This is a genomic window from Mycolicibacter senuensis (genome assembly GCF_003284925.1).
In the GTDB taxonomy this organism is placed as follows: domain Bacteria; phylum Actinomycetota; class Actinomycetes; order Mycobacteriales; family Mycobacteriaceae; genus Mycobacterium; species Mycobacterium algericum_A.
Map to the genome: position 1 here is coordinate 18,999 of NZ_QMEX01000032.1, position 16,902 is coordinate 35,900.

General features: G+C 67.0%; 14 protein-coding genes. 3 read left to right on the forward strand and 11 right to left on the reverse strand.

Annotated elements, in window-relative coordinates:
* Positions 1-44 precede the first annotated feature (44 nt).
* Entirely contained in the window at positions 45-563 is a 519-nt protein-coding gene (locus DQP56_RS24685) for a hypothetical protein (protein ID WP_165824968.1), read from the reverse strand.
* A gap of 178 nt (positions 564-741) precedes the next feature.
* Between DQP56_RS24685 and DQP56_RS10320 the strand changes: the two genes are divergently transcribed.
* Both DQP56_RS10320 and DQP56_RS10325 read left to right on the forward strand, forming a co-directional pair.
* The gene (locus DQP56_RS10320) at positions 742-2,841 is read left to right on the forward strand and encodes a UvrD-helicase domain-containing protein (protein WP_112685086.1); all 2,100 of its coding nucleotides are present in this window, start codon (positions 742-744) and stop codon (positions 2,839-2,841) included.
* A gap of 15 nt (positions 2,842-2,856) precedes the next feature.
* Positions 2,857-5,121 (forward strand): GmrSD restriction endonuclease domain-containing protein, encoded by a 2,265-nt coding sequence (locus DQP56_RS10325; protein WP_112685088.1) that lies wholly within the window; start codon positions 2,857-2,859, stop codon positions 5,119-5,121.
* A gap of 38 nt (positions 5,122-5,159) precedes the next feature.
* Here the strand turns inward: DQP56_RS10325 and DQP56_RS10330 are convergent, their stop codons facing one another.
* Positions 5,160-6,773 (reverse strand): DUF726 domain-containing protein, encoded by a 1,614-nt coding sequence (locus DQP56_RS10330; protein WP_234825599.1) that lies wholly within the window; start codon positions 6,771-6,773, stop codon positions 5,160-5,162.
* A gap of 221 nt (positions 6,774-6,994) precedes the next feature.
* Here DQP56_RS10330 and DQP56_RS10335 point away from each other — a divergent pair, with 221 nt between their 5' ends.
* Positions 6,995-8,035, forward strand: a complete 1,041-nt coding sequence (locus tag DQP56_RS10335; RefSeq protein WP_112685092.1) for a hypothetical protein — start codon at positions 6,995-6,997, stop codon at positions 8,033-8,035.
* Between the two features lie 28 nt (positions 8,036-8,063).
* Here the strand turns inward: DQP56_RS10335 and DQP56_RS10340 are convergent, their stop codons facing one another.
* From DQP56_RS10340 to DQP56_RS10380, 9 genes are all read right to left on the reverse strand, one after another.
* Positions 8,064-9,797 carry an amidohydrolase gene (locus tag DQP56_RS10340; RefSeq protein ID WP_435673845.1) on the reverse strand — a complete coding sequence of 578 codons (1,734 nt, stop codon included), beginning with the start codon at positions 9,795-9,797 and terminating at the stop codon, positions 8,064-8,066.
* 121 nt (positions 9,798-9,918) lie between these two features.
* A complete protein-coding gene (locus DQP56_RS10345) occupies positions 9,919-10,740 on the reverse strand; it encodes an MBL fold metallo-hydrolase (protein ID WP_112685096.1) in 822 nt (273 codons plus the stop codon).
* A 15-nt stretch (positions 10,741-10,755) separates the two neighbouring features.
* The gene (locus DQP56_RS10350; RefSeq protein ID WP_112685098.1) at positions 10,756-11,097 is read right to left on the reverse strand and encodes a metal-sulfur cluster assembly factor; all 342 of its coding nucleotides are present in this window, start codon (positions 11,095-11,097) and stop codon (positions 10,756-10,758) included.
* A gap of 30 nt (positions 11,098-11,127) precedes the next feature.
* Positions 11,128-11,592, reverse strand: coding sequence for a Fe-S cluster assembly sulfur transfer protein SufU (gene sufU / locus DQP56_RS10355; protein WP_112685100.1), 465 nt, complete (start codon positions 11,590-11,592; stop codon positions 11,128-11,130).
* Between the two features lie 3 nt (positions 11,593-11,595).
* Positions 11,596-12,873 (reverse strand): cysteine desulfurase, encoded by a 1,278-nt coding sequence (locus DQP56_RS10360; protein ID WP_112685102.1) that lies wholly within the window; start codon positions 12,871-12,873, stop codon positions 11,596-11,598.
* Between the two features lie 2 nt (positions 12,874-12,875).
* Positions 12,876-13,667: a Fe-S cluster assembly ATPase SufC gene (sufC, locus tag DQP56_RS10365; RefSeq protein WP_112685104.1), complete on the reverse strand. Its 792-nt coding sequence runs from the start codon at positions 13,665-13,667 to the stop codon at positions 12,876-12,878.
* A 29-nt stretch (positions 13,668-13,696) separates the two neighbouring features.
* Complete coding sequence (gene sufD / locus DQP56_RS10370; RefSeq protein WP_112685106.1) at positions 13,697-14,890, reverse strand: Fe-S cluster assembly protein SufD; 1,194 nt, start codon at positions 14,888-14,890, stop codon at positions 13,697-13,699.
* Positions 14,890-16,335, reverse strand: a complete 1,446-nt coding sequence (gene sufB, locus DQP56_RS10375) for a Fe-S cluster assembly protein SufB (protein WP_112685108.1) — start codon at positions 16,333-16,335, stop codon at positions 14,890-14,892. Before sufB ends, sufD begins: the two co-directional genes overlap by 1 nt.
* Before the next feature lie 67 nt (positions 16,336-16,402).
* Positions 16,403-16,902: helix-turn-helix transcriptional regulator (locus DQP56_RS10380; RefSeq protein WP_435673846.1), on the reverse strand; the 500-nt coding region annotated here is incomplete at its 5' end.

Sequence of the window (16,902 nt, forward strand, 5' to 3'; positions counted from 1 at the left end):
CCATCTCCTTCCCACACGACGACATGTTGACATATAAATCAACGTTACGCCGTCCGGGCCCGCTCGCGCCAGCCGGTTTTCGGCGAACGGGATTCGCACCAGCGGATGAGCCTCCACATCGCGTCGAGCATCTGACGCGTCTGCTTGCGGCCGGCATCGCGGTCTCGGCCCCGCTTATGCCCGATCGACAACGCCAACACCAGGCCGGGTGGTTCGTTGGGCTCGCCGAAGTACAGGCGATATTGCGCCGCGTCGCCGAGCCGGCTCGCGCGTTTGGGGGTGCGCTCCTCAACTCGCAGCTCGCCGAGCCAGGGCACGGGCCGGCCGCGGAACTCGGCGGACTTGACCCGCTCGCCGACCGGTGCGCTGTAGTCGTTGCCGTCGGCGTCAAAAGGCAGACCATCCTGCTCGGAATCCGCAATCAGTGCGATCAGCTTCGCCCACGCACCGCGATCTGCCACGCGAAGGTCGTCCAAATCAGGCTGCACAAGGGAGATGTCCCACCGGCACCCGGCCACATTGAACCGGCCCCGCCTTGCCGTCTCAGGGATCCCCATCGGCAACGCTCCCTCCGCTGTGCTGGACCTCTCTCGCCGCCGACCATGGCGCACATGCCGCCAGCATCACAGGAGGGACCGACATGGTAGGTCCCTAACAGCGCGACACTCGCGCGCTAACCTGTCAGCCCGTCCTGCGATGGTGGCGATACGCCGCCCTCCGCGATGACACACCAAGGAAGCCATGCCAACCCTCGCCATCGACAAGGGATTCCTGACCGACCTGGCCAAACTGGAGAAACCCGTCTTCAAACGCGTCACCGAGGTGTTCGACGAGTTCGACTCCGCCACCCACACCGGGCTGCACTTGGAGAAGATCGCCAAGGCCCGCAATCCGCGGTTCCGGTCGATCCGCATCGATCAGTTTTGGCGCGGTATCGTGCTGGCTCCGGAGCGGGGCGACGTCTACACCCTGCTCAAAGTGCTCCCCCACGACGATGCCTACGACTGGGCGAGGCGCAGCAAGCTCTCGGTCAACGCCGCTACCGGCGGCATCGAGATCCGCGACGAAGCGGAACTCGACCGGCATATTCACGAGCATCCCGAAGAAACACCTGCGGCGGCGGCCCCACTGTTCGCCGATATCGGCGACGGCACGTTGACCCAACTCGGCATCGATGCGCAGGTGCTGTCGTTCGCCCGCACCGTCACCGACCCTGCTCAGCTCGATGCGGCGAAAGCGTTTTTGCCGCAAACCCAGTGGGAAGTGCTGTTCGGCCTGGCCGCCGGCTACAGCCCCGAGGAGGTCTGGTCCGAGCTGGGTGCGGCGATCCTCGACCAACCGGTCGACACCGAGGATCTTGACGCCGCGATCCTGCGTAGCCGCGACCGGGTGGTGCTGGTCGACGGCCCCGATGAGTTGATGGACGTCTTCGCCTACCCGTTCGCCACCTGGCGGGTGTATCTGCATCCCACCCAGCGCGCCGTCGTCGACGCCGGCTACAGCGGGCCGGCCCGGGTCACTGGCGGGCCCGGCACCGGCAAAACCGTCGTCGCCCTGCACCGGGCGCACCGGCTCGCCCAGCGCGGCGACGGCAAGGTGCTGGTCACCACCTTCACCTCCACCCTGTCCGAGAACCTGCAAGAGGGCCTGGACATGCTGCTCGACGACGAAGACGCCGACGGGCGCCTGGAGGTCATCCACGTCGACAAACTGGCCCATCGGGTGTTTCGTGCTGCGCACGGCGCCCCGCACCTGCTGAACTCCCGAGACGAGGAAGCCCTGTGGGCGGAGCTGATCGACAGCCTCGGACTGAGCTTCACCCCGGTGTTCCTTGCCGAGGAATGGCGGCAAGTGGTGCTGGCGCAGCGCATCGACGGCGCCGACGCCTATCTGGCCGCCAAGCGAATCGGGCGCGGCCGCGGGCTGGGATCCGTGCAACGCGCCCACGCCTGGCAGGCGATCGCCGAATTCGAGAAAGCATTGACCGATCGGGGAATGTGGACCCACGAGACCGTGCGTCGTGAGGCAACCCGGCTGCTGGAGTCCACGGTCGACAAGCCCTACCGGCACATCATCATCGACGAGGCGCAGGACCTCAGCCCCGACCAGTGGCGGCTGCTCCGCGCCGCGGTACCCGAGGCACCTGACGACATGTTCATCGCCGGCGACACCCATCAGCGCATCTACCACAACCGGGCCAGCTTCCGCGAGGTCGGCATCAACGTCGCCGGCCGCTCCACCCGCCTCAACCTGAACTACCGCACCACGGCGGAGATCCTGGGCTGGAGCATGGGGCTGCTGCGCGGACAGCCGATCGATGACATGGACGGCGGACTGGACTCGATCGCCGGATGCCAGTCCCACGTGCACGGACCACCGCCACGATTGGAGGGTGCAGCCGACATCGATACGGAGGCCAAGCTCGTCGCCGCAACCGTCGCCGACTGGCTCGAGGCCGGAGTCGCACCCGCCGAGATCGGAATCGCGGTGCGGGCCAGATGGTTCGCCACCAAGGTCGAACACGCGCTATCCAAGGCCGGTATCGAGTCGGTGCGGCTGGCCGACGCCGCCGATTCCGACGATGACGCGGTTCGGGTGGGCACCATGCACCGGATGAAGGGCCTGGAGTTCCGCTGCGTCTGCGTTGCCGGGGTCAGCGCCAAGCAGGTGCCCGAACCCAACGCCGTCACCCCGATCGAGGACGACCAGCAGACCCACGCCCAGGACCTGGAGCGGGAACGCTGCCTGCTGTTCGTTGCCTGCACCCGGGCCCGCGAGGAACTCGTCGTCACCTGGCACGGCGAGCCCAGTCCGTTTCTGACCGCCCTGACATCCAACTGAGGTGAGGAGACACCGATGACCCGACTGTCGACGCTGCTCGACGAGATCGACTCCGGCGCGGTGCTATTGCCGGAGTTCCAACGCGGCTACGTGTGGAACCGCGACCAGGTCCGCGGCCTGATGCGCTCGCTGTACCGCGGCTACCCGGTCGGCGGGCTGCTGATGTGGGAGACCGCCTCCGAGGACGTCACCGTGCGCGGGGCGGCCGGAGCCAGCGGCACCAGGCAGCTGCTGCTCGACGGCCAGCAGCGGGTCACGTCCATGTACGGCGTCATCCGCGGCACGCCTCCCCCGTTCTTCGAGGGCGACCCAAACGCGTTCACCGGACTGCACTTCAACGTCGCGACCGAGACGTTCGAGTTCTACGCGCCGATGAAGATGGCCGACGACCCGACCTGGGTGAACGTCACCGAGTTGTTCCGCCGTGGCCCGTTCGAGTACCTCACAGCGTTCCCCGATGTCGAACGCGAGGTGCTCAATACCTACCTGGAGCGGCTCAACCGGATCAAGGAGATCGAGAACCGCGACTTCAACCAAGAGAAGATCACCGGGTCCGGCAAGACAGTCGATGAAGTCGTCGACATCTTCAACAAGGTCAACTCCGGCGGCACCAAACTCACCAAAGGTGATCTCGCACTGGCTAAGCTCTGCGCCGATTGGCCCGATGCCCGCAAGGAGATGCGCGATGATCTAGACCGCTGGCGTAGCGCCGGCTTCAAATTCTCGCTGGACTGGCTGCTGCGCAATGCGACCGCGGTGGCAACCGGCCGAGCGCTGTTCTCCTCACTGAGCGACGTCCCAGCCGCCGGCTTCCAGATCGCGTTGAAGCAATCGGTCAACCACATCGGCAGCTTTCTGGACGCGGTCTCCGGCCGGCTCGGGCTCGACCACGACCGAGTGCTGATGGGCCGCTACGCGGCGCCGGTGATCACCCGGCTTCTGCACCTTAACGGTGGAAGGTTCACGGACAGCACGCACCGAGACAAGGTGCTCTACTGGTATGTCCACTCCGCCTTGTGGGGCCGGTTCAGCGGTTCCACCGAGACCGTGCTGCAGCAGGATTACGAAACAGCAGAACGCGGCGGTGTCGACGCTCTGATCGCAACACTGGAGCGCGTGCGGGGCGGCCGACTGGTCGTCGGACCCGACGACTTCGCCGGAGCGACCCGCGGGGCGCGTTTCTACCCCCTGCTGTACCTGCTGACCCGCGTCGACGGCGCCCGCGACTTCGGCAGCGGATTGGAGCTGCGCGCCGAGCAGCTCGGCAAGCTGACCTCCCTGCAAGTCCACCACATCTTCCCCAAGGCACTGCTGCGCAAGCACGGCTTCGACCGCGGCGACATCAACGCGCTGGCGAACTTCTGTTTTCTCACTCAGGCCACCAACATCGCGATCGGAATGCGCGACCCCGCGGAGTACCTGCCCGAGGTCGCCGCCAAGCACCCGGGTGTCCTTGAATCGCAGTGGATTCCCACCGATCCTGAGCTGTGGCGGGTCGAGCGTTACCACGATTTTCTGGCTGCCAGGCGTGAGCTTCTGGCCGAATCCGCACAACGATTTCTCACGAGCTTGCTGAACTCTGAAGACGCACACGACGGTACGGCGTTGGCGCCCCTGCACGTCGCCGACGAGACCGTCGATGACCCGCGCGCCGAGCAGGTGCAGGCCGTGATCGCAGAGCTGGCCGGGCGCGGCTTCGCCACACCCACCGTCGACGCCGAGATCGCCGACCCGGTGAGCGGTGTTCAGTTGGCGGTAGCCGAGGCGTTCTGGCCCGACGGATTGCAAACGGGCGTCGGCGCGCCCGTCATCCTCGAACTCGACCCCGACGACGCCGATCTGCCCCGGCTGGAAGAACTCGGCTACAAAGTGTTCACCTCAGTCGACGCCTTGCGTGGTTTCGTCGACAAGGAGAGCACCGACGCCGCCGGCGAGCAGGCCGAGGTGGTCGAATACCCGGAGACCGCCGACGACAACCTGCAACGAGCGTTCGCCGGCCGCATGACCGACGTGTACCGGCGCGGGCTTGCCGAGGCCGACTACAACGCCACCTATTTCCGCAGCATGCTCGCCGAGCACGGACCGCTCGCCACCGCGCACAAGTTGCTGGCGGCGCCGGCGGTATCCGACGGCTTCGCCGCATTGTGGGAACGCGGCCGGATGGACCTCACCGTGGAAGCCGTCGTGGTGGAGCCACAGTTCGCCGAACTGTTCAACGCCGATGAAATCGCGGCGGCGCGGCGACGACTGGAGCAGTTCGGGTATGTGCCCGAAGGGTGAGGTGGCTTGCCGTGGAAGCGAGGTCGAGACGAAAGCCGTCATACTAGCTTGACCTGGTCGCAGTAGTCCGAATGCCCCTGAACCACTCGAGAGACGTTGCGGTCCCTGATCTTTGGGAACTTACTGCCGAATCCTCGCAGGCCTGCAGCCGCGCTACCCGCTTGAACGACCGCGTAGAGGTGCTTCAACACCTTGTCGTTGGTGGAGTAGTAGTTGTAGACGGCATCGGTCACCGAATCATTGAGGGCGCGCCAGTCCCCCTTTGCGCCCAGTGCTGCACCGAGCAGGTGAACGGTCTGAATCTTCGGCGCTTCAGGGTCGGTGGCAAGCGTCTGCGCAGCAGTCGCCATCACTCGGGCTCCCAGGCTGTGGCCGACCAAGACATAATCTTCGGCATCCGTGCGTGCTAACAGGCCCGCCAGAGCAACTCCGGTCGAGTCGGCCCGTACCTTCGCGGTGTGCCAGGGGTTCATGGCCAGACCGGCCGCCATGAAGGCCGCCCCAGCCCCTGGAATCACCTTGGCCGCCCGCTTGCTCGCTCTGGCGGCCATTCCCTTGACAGCTGCAGCAGCGGCGGCTTGTCCGCCCCCGTAGCCCAGCAATGCCCCGAGCGCCCGAAGCTCCTTGCTTCCCCAATGCACCCGGTAGACCGGTGCGGCCGGGTAGCGCTGTCGGATGATCGGCTCCCAATCCCCCCATGAGTCACCGCCCGCGGTGAGAAAGCCGCTGGAGACGATGACCGGGGTGCCGACGCCGTCACTGAGCTTGTCGATCCGAAACGATTTGTCGGCGCCGATATAGGCGGTAGTCACCCTGGCGCCTAAGCCCCCGCCCAGCACTGCTCCAAGTCCAGCGACAACGGCAGTGCCGCCGGCCATGCCCAAGCCACCCGCGGCGAGCGAACCACCGCCCAGGAGTGCCAGTCCGTAGCTGGTGGCCGCTGCTCCGGTGTAACCGCCGATCAGGCTGCCGACGGCCCCGCCGATCGCCGGGGCCAGTGCCAACCCGCCGCTCCCGATGACCACGCCGGCAGCGGTGACAGCGCCTGCGACCCTGGAGCCGAGCGCCAAGTTCTTCTTGTCGTAGCTCAGGAACTCCCGGTAATTTTCCAGCGCGCCGAACTTACCGTTGATTTTGTCGAAGCTCGGAATCTCATGCCTGTGTTCGGCGCAGAACCTGGGAATGTGCAGGGCGCCGAAGCCTCGGGTTGCCATGTGCTCGCATCCCGGGGCGGCACAGCCAAGCGTGGGAGCACCGCATCCCACGCACAGATGTCCGGGGAGGCTGCGTGCGCCCGTGTGCAGTTCGCGGTGGTCCGTGCGCCTGAAGCATGCTGAGCACCACGCTCGGCGCATGGCCGTGCCTTCGATATCGATCAACTTCGCCATGGCAACGGCGATTTCTTCATGCGCCGCGGCCTGTTTGGCATGGCTGGCACGTTTCTCGGCATTCCGCAGTATTCGCCGCTGCTTCTCGTGCTTGCCGAAAGCCCACAGGTTATTCACCAGGGTTTGGTTACGCACCATCGCAGGATCACCGCCGACATTCGGCGGTTCTGGCTCGGCGAGGTCACCGGACAGGTTCAAGGACCGTCCCTGCGGTGACCTGATGGAACAGGAAAGGCCAGTACCCTTGCTCGAGGCGAATGCCACCCTCTGCGCCACGCGAAACTCTCCTTCGACACCAGGCAAACCGCCGTTTTCACTTGGAGGCTGCGCTCGCCGTCCAGGGCGAAGCGAAGCAAGAGTATCGCCAGCCACCGACCGATTGCCGCCTAGGACTCCACGTCGTCGCTGGCATCCGCCGCTGAACTCGTATGACCTGTCGTCGACGTCAATTAGAATCACCGGCGAGTATTCCAGAAAGGTACAACGTGGGGCGCTCCAAGGATTCATCAGATTGGGACGGCGCCGGGATATTGTTGCTGTTCCTGATCGTCCCGGCTGTGATTGGCGGGATTGCTGCTGTCATTGCGAAAATCGGCGGAATGCTCGCAGCACTCGGCTGGCTCTGGGTGCCGATTCTGTTCCTCAGCGCTGGCACGTTGACGGTCGTGCTGGTGGAAACGGGCCGACGCCGACGCCGAGCAGCATTGGAGGCAGAAGAGCAGCGCCAGCGCGACGCTGCGATCTCGGAGAGTCGAAAAGAGCAGCGACGGGTCAAGGAACGCGAGGCGGCCCGCAAGAAGGCTGAGGCCCAAGAACGGGAGATTGCCCGCAAGAAGGCTGAGGAAGAGCGACGACGAGCGATCACGCGGCAGAAGGCAGAACGCAGAAGGCAAGTCGAAGAACTCGGCGAATCCGCCGTCAAGCTCATCGAACGGGCTGAATCGGCGGCCAGCCGGGTGGTCCAAACCGAGGCCGCCTCGATGGGATGGCTCGGCGACCCACATGAGTTGGATTTCAGCCCCGATTTGCTGATGATTACCACGACTCTGAAGTCTGGGGCACAGCTACGCCAGCTGGCCGATGAGCTTAGGGCTCTGCCCGACCACAGCGACGAGGACCGTGCGCGCCTCGCCGACGCCAAGCGCGCTGCTGAGAAATTGTGGCGGCAGGCATCTGACCGCGCGAATCTTCTGCGGGAATGTGCGACACAAGCATGTCGTATCGATGAGTCGCTCCAAGAGGAACGCGAACGGGCACGGATCGCCGGGTTGCGTGATGACGTTGCCAGCCGCCTGGATGCGGCTTTGTACGGCGCTGCTGCCACACCGGAGAGCCCGCCGTCAGACAGCCCTGACAAGGTGTTCGCCCTTGTCGCTGCCTATCAGGAGATCAAAGGCACCCTTGAGCTCGACCGTCAGGGTCGATGCGATGACAAGGACGACGCAACGGATACACCGGCCGACAACGGCTCGTCTTGGGGAGTACTCACCCCCGTCAACCGCGCGTGGCACTGGGCTTTCGGATGAGAACGGAACGCCTGCCCGTCGCCAACTGCTACCCCAGCACCTTGCCGTAAGTCTGCCGGCCCATCAGATAGGTGGCCTCGACGGCGACGTCACGCAGCTCGGTCGGCGGGACCCGCCGCGGGTTCTGCGAGAGCACCACCAGATCGGCGTACTTGCCGGCCTCCAGGCTGCCGATCTCGGTGTCCAGCCGCAGCTGCCAGGCGGCATTGAGCGTCTGCGCCCGGAGCGCGGCATCGACCGCGATGCGCTGCTCGGGGGCCAGCACCCGGCCGCTGCCCTTGGCGATCCGGTTCACCGCGGTGGCGATGTTGCCGACCGGGTCGGGCGGGGTGACGGTGCCGTCGTTGTGAAACGACAGCCGCAGTCCGGCGTCCAGCGCCGAGCGGGCCGACATCCAATGCGCCCCGTGATCGGGACCGAACAGCTTGTCCACCAGCACATCTCCCCAGAAGTAGATGTGTTCGATGAACATGCTCGGGGTGACACCCAGGCGCGCGGCCCGGGCGAACTGATCGGGCCGCATGGCACCGACGTGTTCGATTCGGGGACGCAGTGCCGGGGGTACTCGCGCCTGCTCGAAGGCGTCCAGCACGACGTCGATGGCGGCGTCGCCCTGCACGTGGCAGGAAACCTGCCAGCGTTGCTCGATGAAGGCCGCCGCCAGCTGCTGGATCTGTTCGGGGGTGTAGTTCATGCCGCCGCGGTGGTCGCGGCCCAACCCCATGCTCGCCGTCGTGGCGTTGGTCAGGTACGGGAACGTGGTGAAGATGTTGCCCTGCCACGGTGATCCGTCGGCCCAGATCTTCATGCCGATCTTGTCGAACAGCACGTCGGCACCGGCCCGCTTGCCGCGCATGTTGTCGGCGTCGTCGGCAAGCTCAGGCGTGCCGATCTCGTAGGCGCGGACCCGGATCGCACAGTCGGGTTGCTGGGCGAGCTTGCCGAACACCTCGGACTGCGTACGCGCATCGTAGGAGTGCTCGGTGGCGGTCGCGATGCCCGCGCGGGCCAGCTGGGCGTAAGCCCAGCGCAGGTTGTCGCCGGCGTTGGCCATGATCGCGCCGGAGAACGGTGCGGTCAGCGCCATCAGCGCCGCCGCCTCGCGCACCTCGCCGGTCAGCTGCCCGTCGGGCCCGCGCAGGTACTGGGCGCCGGGCGGGTTGGGGGTGGTCTTGGTGATTCCGGCCGCGGCGAACGCGGCGGTGTTGCCGTAGCCGGCGTGGCCGCTGTTGGTGATGATCACCACGGGGTTCTGCGGTGCCAGCCGGTCCAGCTCGGTGCGGGTGAACGACTGCAACCCGGTCTGCAGCAGCGGGTCGACACCGTTGAGCAGGATCGGCTGGCCCTTCGGCGTGTCCGCCACGGCCTCGGTCAGCTTCTGGAACACCCCGCCGGCGGTGGAGACCGTGAACGGACGCACATCGATGGCCGGCGGGGCCAGCGTGGTACCCATTTCGAACGGGTGGCCATGCGGCTCCACGAACGCCGGCAGCAACGCCCGCCCGCGCAGGTCGACGACGGTGGTCTCCGACCCCCGCAGCCGCAGCACGTCCTCGGCGCTGCCGACCATGCTGATCCGGGCGCCGGTGACCGCGAGCGCTTCGGCCTCGGGCGCGCCCGGCGTCACCGTCACCACCGGGCCGCCGATGAAGATGGTGTCGGCCCCGGGCCCCCGCGATCCGCAGCCGGCCAGCCCGCCCACCGCCGTACCGGCCGCCGCAGCCGCCATGCCGACCATGAACCGTCGCCTGCTCGTCGTCACCCTGTCCGCTCTTCCCAGTTGCAGTCGACCGCCGCCAAAGGCCTTACGCGGTTCACGCGACGAGTATGGCAGCGACCGTCACACCACTGTCGTCCAGCCACCCGGGGCCACTGGGCCCCGCTCACGTGAGAGCGTCGTGATCGCCGCGCACCCAGGCGGCATGTCGGTCGGCGGAGAACCGGATCGCTGCCGCGCCGTCGGCGTCGATGACGTTGTCCAACAGGCCGTATATCCGGTCGAACCGCAGCTCGGCCAAGGTGCCGGCCATCCGCTGCACGACGGCGGCCGACAGCGGGATCCGGTTCGGATAGCTTCGCAGGAAGGCCACGGTGCGCCGGTCGGGGTTCGGGAAGACGGTGTCGCCGACCAGCAGCACGCCACGCCCGTCGGCGCCGTCATCCCAGCAGGCCACCGCGCTGCCGGGAAAGTGGCCCCCCACCTGCACCACCGTCAGCCCCGCCACCGGCTGCAACCGGTCCGACCAGTAGTGGATCATCGGGTCGGGCCGCATCACCCATTGCGCGTCGGCGGCGTTGACGTACACCGGCACCCCACCGAGGCGGTGACTCCATTGCACCTGCGCGCCGAACATGTGCGGGTGGCTCGCGACGATCGCGGCGACCGGGCCGTGCTCGGTCACCGCGGCCACCGCGGCATCATCGAGGAAACCGGAGGGATCCCACAACACATTGCCGTCCGAGTCGCCGGCAGTGCACACCAGCTTGCCCAGCTGGCCGATGCCGAACGGCGGCGTGCTGCCGATCCCGATCAGGCCGGGCTCGAGGACGGCGACGGTGGACCGAAACCCCTCGCCGGCCAACTCGTCGAGCGTCGCCCACCGCTGACCGTCGGCCGGTACCCACTGGCGCTCGTCGGCGCAGATCGCGCAGACCTCCGGCGTGGCGTCGTGCTCGACGCCGCATGTCCTGCACAACCAGAACACGCAGCCGGCTCCGCTTTAGACCGTGAAGCCGACGGCGCGCATCATCTCGCGGCCCTCGTCGGTGATCTTGTCCGGACCCCAGGCCGGCTCCCAGACCCAGCTGAGGTCCAGCTTCTTGACCAGTCCCGCACCGACGGTCGCGTTCTCGACCTGCTCGGCGATCATGTCCTGCAGCGGACAGGCCGGCGAGGTGAGCGTCATGGTCACCACCGCGGCGGCACCTTCCTCGTCCTGCCGGATCGCCAGGTCGTAGACCAGCCCGAGGTCCATGACGTTGATGCCGATCTCGGGGTCGATGACGTCGTGCATCGACTCCTCGACCTCGGCGAGTAGCTCGTCGGGTCCGGTTTCGCTCATTGCTTCATCTCCTGGGTTGTCGCCACTGACTCATGCCAGCGTGTTTTCTTCCGTCTTGGCGAGCGCCTGCGCCAACGCGTCTTTGAACGCCATCCAGCCCAGCAGCGCGCATTTGACCCGCGCCGGGTACTTGGCCACCCCGGCGAACGCGACCCCGTCGCCGAGCACCTCTTCGTCACCCTCGACGGTCCCCCGCGACGAGATCATCTCGTGGAACGCATCGAACTTCGTCAAGGCTTCGGGCACTGTCAATCCGATCACCTCAGCGGCCAGCACCGACGTCGCCGCCTGCGAGATCGAACAGCCCTGCCCGTCGTAGGAGACGTCGGCGATCCGCTCGCCGTCATCGGAGACCGCCACCCGCAAGGTCAATTCGTCGCCGCACGTCGGGTTGACGTGGTGGACCTGCGCGCCGTAGGGCTCCCGCAGCCCGCGATGCTGCGGGTGCTTGTAGTGATCGAGGATCACTTCCTGGTAGAACTGCTCGAGGCGCACGTCTCACGCCCTCCCGAAGAATTTCACGGCGCGCTGAATCCCCGCCAGCAGCCGCTCGACCTCGTCGTGGGTGTTGTACACCGCGAACGACGCGCGGGCGGTGGCCGCCACATCGAATCTGCGGTGCAACGGCATCGCGCAGTGATGGCCCACCCGCACTGCGACACCGTCGTCGTCGAGCACCTGGCCGACGTCGTGTGCGTGCACCCCGTCGATCACGAAGGAGACCGGAGAACCGCGGTCCGCCATCGTCGTCGGCCCGATGACGCGAACTCCGTCGATAGCGGCGAGGCCCTCGAGGGCAGCGGCCACCAATTCGTGTTCGTGGGCTTCCACGACGTCCATCCCGATGGCCTCCAGGTACCGCGCGGCCGCGGCCAGCCCGACCACCTGCGAGGTCATCGGCGTGCCGGCCTCGAAACGTTGCGGGGGCGGCGCGTAGGTGCTCGACGACATCGTCACGGTCTCGATCATCGATCCGCCGGTGAGGAACGGTGGCAGCGCCGCCAACAGCTCGCGCCGGCCGTAGAGCACGCCGATTCCGGTGGGGCCCAGCATCTTGTGACCGGAGAATGCGGCGAAATCGACGCCCAGCCCGTGCAGGTCGACCGGCTGGTGCGGCACCGACTGGCAGGCGTCCAACACGGTGACGGCACCCACCGCGCGGGCGCGCGACACCAACTCGGCGACCGGCGCCAGCGCGCCGGTCACATTCGAATGATGGGTGAAGGCAACGACTTTGACCCGCTCATCGAGCTTGAGCGAATCCAGGTCGATACGCCCGTCGGGCGTCACCTCGTACCACTGCAGCGTCGCCCCGGTGCGCCGGGCCAGTTCCTGCCACGGAATCAGGTTGGCGTGATGCTCCAGCTCGGTGGTGACGATGACGTCGCCCGGGCCGACGGCGGCCTCGAACCGGTCATCGCCGAACGCATACGACACCAGATTCAGCGACTCGGTGGCGTTCTTGGTCAGTACCAATTCGTCGGGGTCGGCGCCGACGAAGCGCGCGATGGCCGACCGGCCGTCCTCGTAGGCGTCGGTGGCCTCCTCCATGAGCTGGTGCGCCCCGCGGTGCACCGCGCCGTTGGAGTGCAGCAGAAATTCCCGCTCGGCATCGAGCACCTGCAGCGGACGCTGCGAGGTCGCGCCGGAATCGAGGTAGGCCAGCCGGCTTCCGCCACGCATGACGCGGCTCAGGATCGGGAAATCCGCCCGAATCGCATCCAGATCCGGCGCCGCCGGACGACTGGGCGACAACGTCGTGTCGGACACCGTCATGCTCAGGCTCCCGCCGCTCCCGCCGCTGCCGCGTCGGAGAAGCGTTCGTAGCCCTTCTCCTCCAGCTCGTCGGCCAGCTCCGGACCGCCCGACTCCACGATGCGCCCACCGGAGAAGACGTGCACGAACTGCGGCTGGATGTAGCGCAGGATCCGGGTGTAGTGGGTGATCAGCAGGATGCCGCCGTTCTCGGTCTCCTGATAGCGCTGCACCCCTTCGCTGACCACCCGCAGGGCGTCGACGTCGAGGCCGGAGTCGGTCTCGTCGAGGATCGCGATCTTGGGCTTGAGCAGGCTCAGCTGCAGGATCTCGTGGCGTTTCTTCTCACCGCCGGAGAAGCCCTCGTTGACGTTGCGCTCGGCGAACCCGGAATCGATACCGAGCTCGGTGAACGCCGCGCGCTGCTCCTTGATCCAGGCGCGCAGCTTCGGGGCCTCGCCGCGCACCGCGGTCACCGCCGTGCGCAGGAAGTTCGACATCGACACCCCGGGCACCTCGACCGGATACTGCATCGCCAAGAAGAGACCTGCGCGCGCCCGTTCGTCCACGGCCATCTCCAGCACGTCCTGGCCGTCGAGGGTGATCGACCCGGATGTCACGGTGTATTTGGGGTGACCGGCGATCGCGTACGACAGCGTCGACTTGCCCGAGCCGTTCGGGCCCATCAGGGCATGTGTCTCACCGGAGTTCACCGTCAGGTCGACTCCGTGCAGGATCGGGATCGCCGCCGCACCGTCGTCGCCGCCGCCCGGCGACACGCTCACGTGCAGGTCCTTGATCTCCAGTGTGCTCATTGCTGTTTGGTGTCCTTAAGTCTTGGTGGTCAGTTGTTCTCGGTGACGGCGAGTTCGCGCTCGACGGCCTCGGTGAGGCGTTCCTGGACGAACGGCACCGGGATCTTGGAGATGATCTCGCCGAAGAAACCGCGCACGATCAGGCGTCGGGCCTGATCCTCGGGGATGCCGCGCGCCTGCAGATAGAACAGCTGCAGGTCGTCGAACCGGCCGGTGGCGCTGGCATGGCCGGCCTGCACGATCTCGCCGGTCTCGATCTCCAGGTTCGGGATCGAATCCGCCCGGGCGCCGTCGGCCAGCACCAGGTTGCGGTTCACCTCGAAGGTGTCGGTGCCGACGCCCGCCGCGCGGATCAGCACGTCGCCGACCCAGACGGTGTGGGCGTCGGGCAGCCCCGAACCGGGCTCGCCCTGCAGCGCGCCCTTGTAGAGCACGTTCGAGCGGCAATTGGGCTGGCTGTGGTCGACCAGCAGGCGCGATTCGAGGTGCTGGCCGTCGTCGGCGAAGTACAGGCCGAGCAACTCAGCGTCACCGCCCGGCCCGTCGAACCGCACTCGTCCGGTCAGCCGCACCAGCTCACCGCCCAGCAGCACGGCGCTGTGGCGCAGTACCGCGTCCTTGCCCAGCGCCGCGTGGTGCATCGTCACGCAGGCCAGATCCGCGGCCGCCTCGGCGAGCCACACCACGGTCAACTTCGCCGCATCGCCGACGACGAATTCGACGTTGTCGGCGTAGGTTCCGCTGCCCCGCACGTCGATCACGACGGTGGCCTGCGACAGTTCCTCGGCGCGCAGCTGCAGATGGCCGTAGGCCGTGGACCCCTCACCGGGACCGGTGATGGTGATGGTGACCGGCTCCTCGACGACGGCCTCCTTGGGAACGGTGAGCACCGTCGCCTCCTGGAACGCCGAGAAGGCCTGGGCGGCAACACGATCCGCGGGGACACCCGCGGCACCCAGCCGGTCGTCGCCGCGCGCGACGGTCTCGACGCGCACCGCCGCGTCCGCGGTGACGGCGACGGCCGCCGATGCGTCGGCCACCGCCGAACCGTCGTGCAGGCCGCGCAGCCGGCGCAGCGGGGTGAACCGCCAGATCTCGTCGCGGCCGTGCGGCACCTCGAAGGCGTCCACGTCGAACGAGGTGAACTGCTCCCCCTTGTTGATGCCTTCGGCGGCCTCGGTCAGGTTGGTCGGCGAGGCGGGCCGCAGGTCAGTCGAAGCCACTAGCCCACCGAGCCTTCCATCTGCAGCTGGATCAGCTTGTTGAGTTCCAGCGCGTACTCCATCGGCAGTTCCTTGGCGATCGGCTCGACGAAGCCGCGCACCACCATCGCCATCGCCTCGTCCTCGGTCAGGCCGCGGCTCATCAGGTAGAACAACTGGTTCTCACTGACCTTCGACACGGTGGCCTCGTGGCCCACGGTGACGTCGTCCTCACGGATGTCGACGTAGGGGTAGGTGTCGCTGCGGCTGACGTCGTCGACCAGCAGTGCGTCGCACTTCACGCTCGACTTCGCTCCCTGAGCGCCCTTGTGGATCTCCACCAGGCCCCGGTAGGAGGATCGGCCGCCGCTGCGCGCCACCGACTTGGAGACGATGTTGGACGACGTGTGGGGTGCCAGGTGCAGCATCTTGGCGCCGGTGTCCTGGTGCTGGTCCTCGCCGGCGAAGGCCACCGAGAGCACCTCGCCCTTGGCGTGTTCACCGGTCATCCACACCGCCGGGTACTTCATGGTGACCTTGGAGCCGATGTTGCCGTCGACCCATTCCATGGTGGCGCCCTCTTCGGCCCGCGCCCGCTTGGTGACCAGGTTGTAGACGTTGACCGACCAGTTCTGGATGGTGGTGTAGCGGCATCGGCCGCGCGGCTTGACGATGATCTCCACCACCGCCGAGTGCAGCGAGTCACTCGAGTACACCGGCGCGGTGCAGCCCTCGATGTAGTGCACGTAGGCGTCCTCGTCGACGATGATCAAGGTCCGCTCGAACTGGCCCATGTTCTCGGTGTTGATCCGGAAGTAGGCCTGCAGCGGGATGTCGACGTGCACACCCTTGGGCACGTAGATGAACGATCCGCCGCTCCACACCGCGGTGTTCAGCGCCGAGAACTTGTTGTCGCCGGCCGGGATCACGGTGGCGAAATACTCCCGGAACAGCTCCTCGTGCTCCTTGAGTGCGGTGTCGGTGTCCAGGAAGACCACGCCCTGGGCTTCCAGGTCCTCGCGGATCTTGTGGTAGACCACCTCGGATTCGTACTGGGCCGCGACCCCGCCGATGTAGCGCTGCTTCTCGGCCTCCGGGATGCCCAGCCGGTCGTAGGTGTTGCGGATGTCCTCGGGCAGGTCATCCCAGGTCTGGGCCTGCTTCTCGGTGGACCGCACGAAGTACTTGATGTTGTCGAAGTCGATCCCGGACAGATCCGAGCCCCAGTTGGGCATCGGCTTCTTCATGAACGTGCGGTAGGCGCGCAACCGGGCCTCGAGCATCCACTCCGGCTCGTTCTTCTTCGCCGAGATGTCGCGCACCACATCCTCGGACAGGCCACGCTGCGCGGCGGCGCCCGCGGCGTCGGTGTCGGCCCAACCGTATTCGTACCGGCCCAGCGACGCGATGGTCTCTTCCTGGGTGGGCTCGGCCGCTGCTGCGGTGGCCTCCGGTGTGAGTGTCATGGTGACGCCCCTTCAGTGCTCGTGATGGCTTCGGCGCAGGCTTGGCGCCGAAGGTCGATCGGTGCTGTTATTGCTTTTTTGCAGCGGTACCGGCCCGGCCGGCTTTGGTGGTTTTGCCGGCCCTGCCGGACTTGGCGCTCTTGATGGTCAGCGGTACGTGGGTGGTACAGACGTACCCGCCGTCAGCGATGGTCGCCAACCGCTGGACGTGGGTGCCCAGCACCTCGGCCATCGCCTGCCGCTCGGCGCGGCACAGCTCCGGGAACTCTTTGGCGACGTTGGCCACCGGGCAGTGATGCTGCAGGATCTGTACCCCCGGGACACCGCCGTCCACCCGTGCGGTGCTGGCGGCGTAGCCGGCCTCGGTCAGCGCCGCGGCGATGCGTTCGGCGGTCGCCTCGAGATCCCCGTCGGTGTCGGAGTCGCCCTCGGCGGCCGCGGCCGCGACCTCGGACAGGATGGTGTCGATGCGCTGCCGGGCGAAGGCCACCACGGCGTCCTCACCGCCGATCTCGCGCAGCTGGCGCATCGCCGCCACGGCCAGGTCGTCGTAGCGGTGCCCGAGCT

Coding starts and splice junctions, on each gene's coding strand:
- DQP56_RS10320 (WP_112685086.1), top strand. CDS start 742: ATGCCAACCCTCGCCATCGACAAGGGATTCCTGACCGACCTGGCCAAA.
- sufC (WP_112685104.1), bottom strand. CDS start 13,667: ATGAGCACACTGGAGATCAAGGACCTGCACGTGAGCGTGTCGCCGGGC.
- DQP56_RS10350 (WP_112685098.1), bottom strand. CDS start 11,097: ATGAGCGAAACCGGACCCGACGAGCTACTCGCCGAGGTCGAGGAGTCG.
- DQP56_RS10325 (WP_112685088.1), top strand. CDS start 2,857: ATGACCCGACTGTCGACGCTGCTCGACGAGATCGACTCCGGCGCGGTG.
- sufB (WP_112685108.1), bottom strand. CDS start 16,335: ATGACACTCACACCGGAGGCCACCGCAGCAGCGGCCGAGCCCACCCAG.
- DQP56_RS10360 (WP_112685102.1), bottom strand. CDS start 12,873: ATGACGGTGTCCGACACGACGTTGTCGCCCAGTCGTCCGGCGGCGCCG.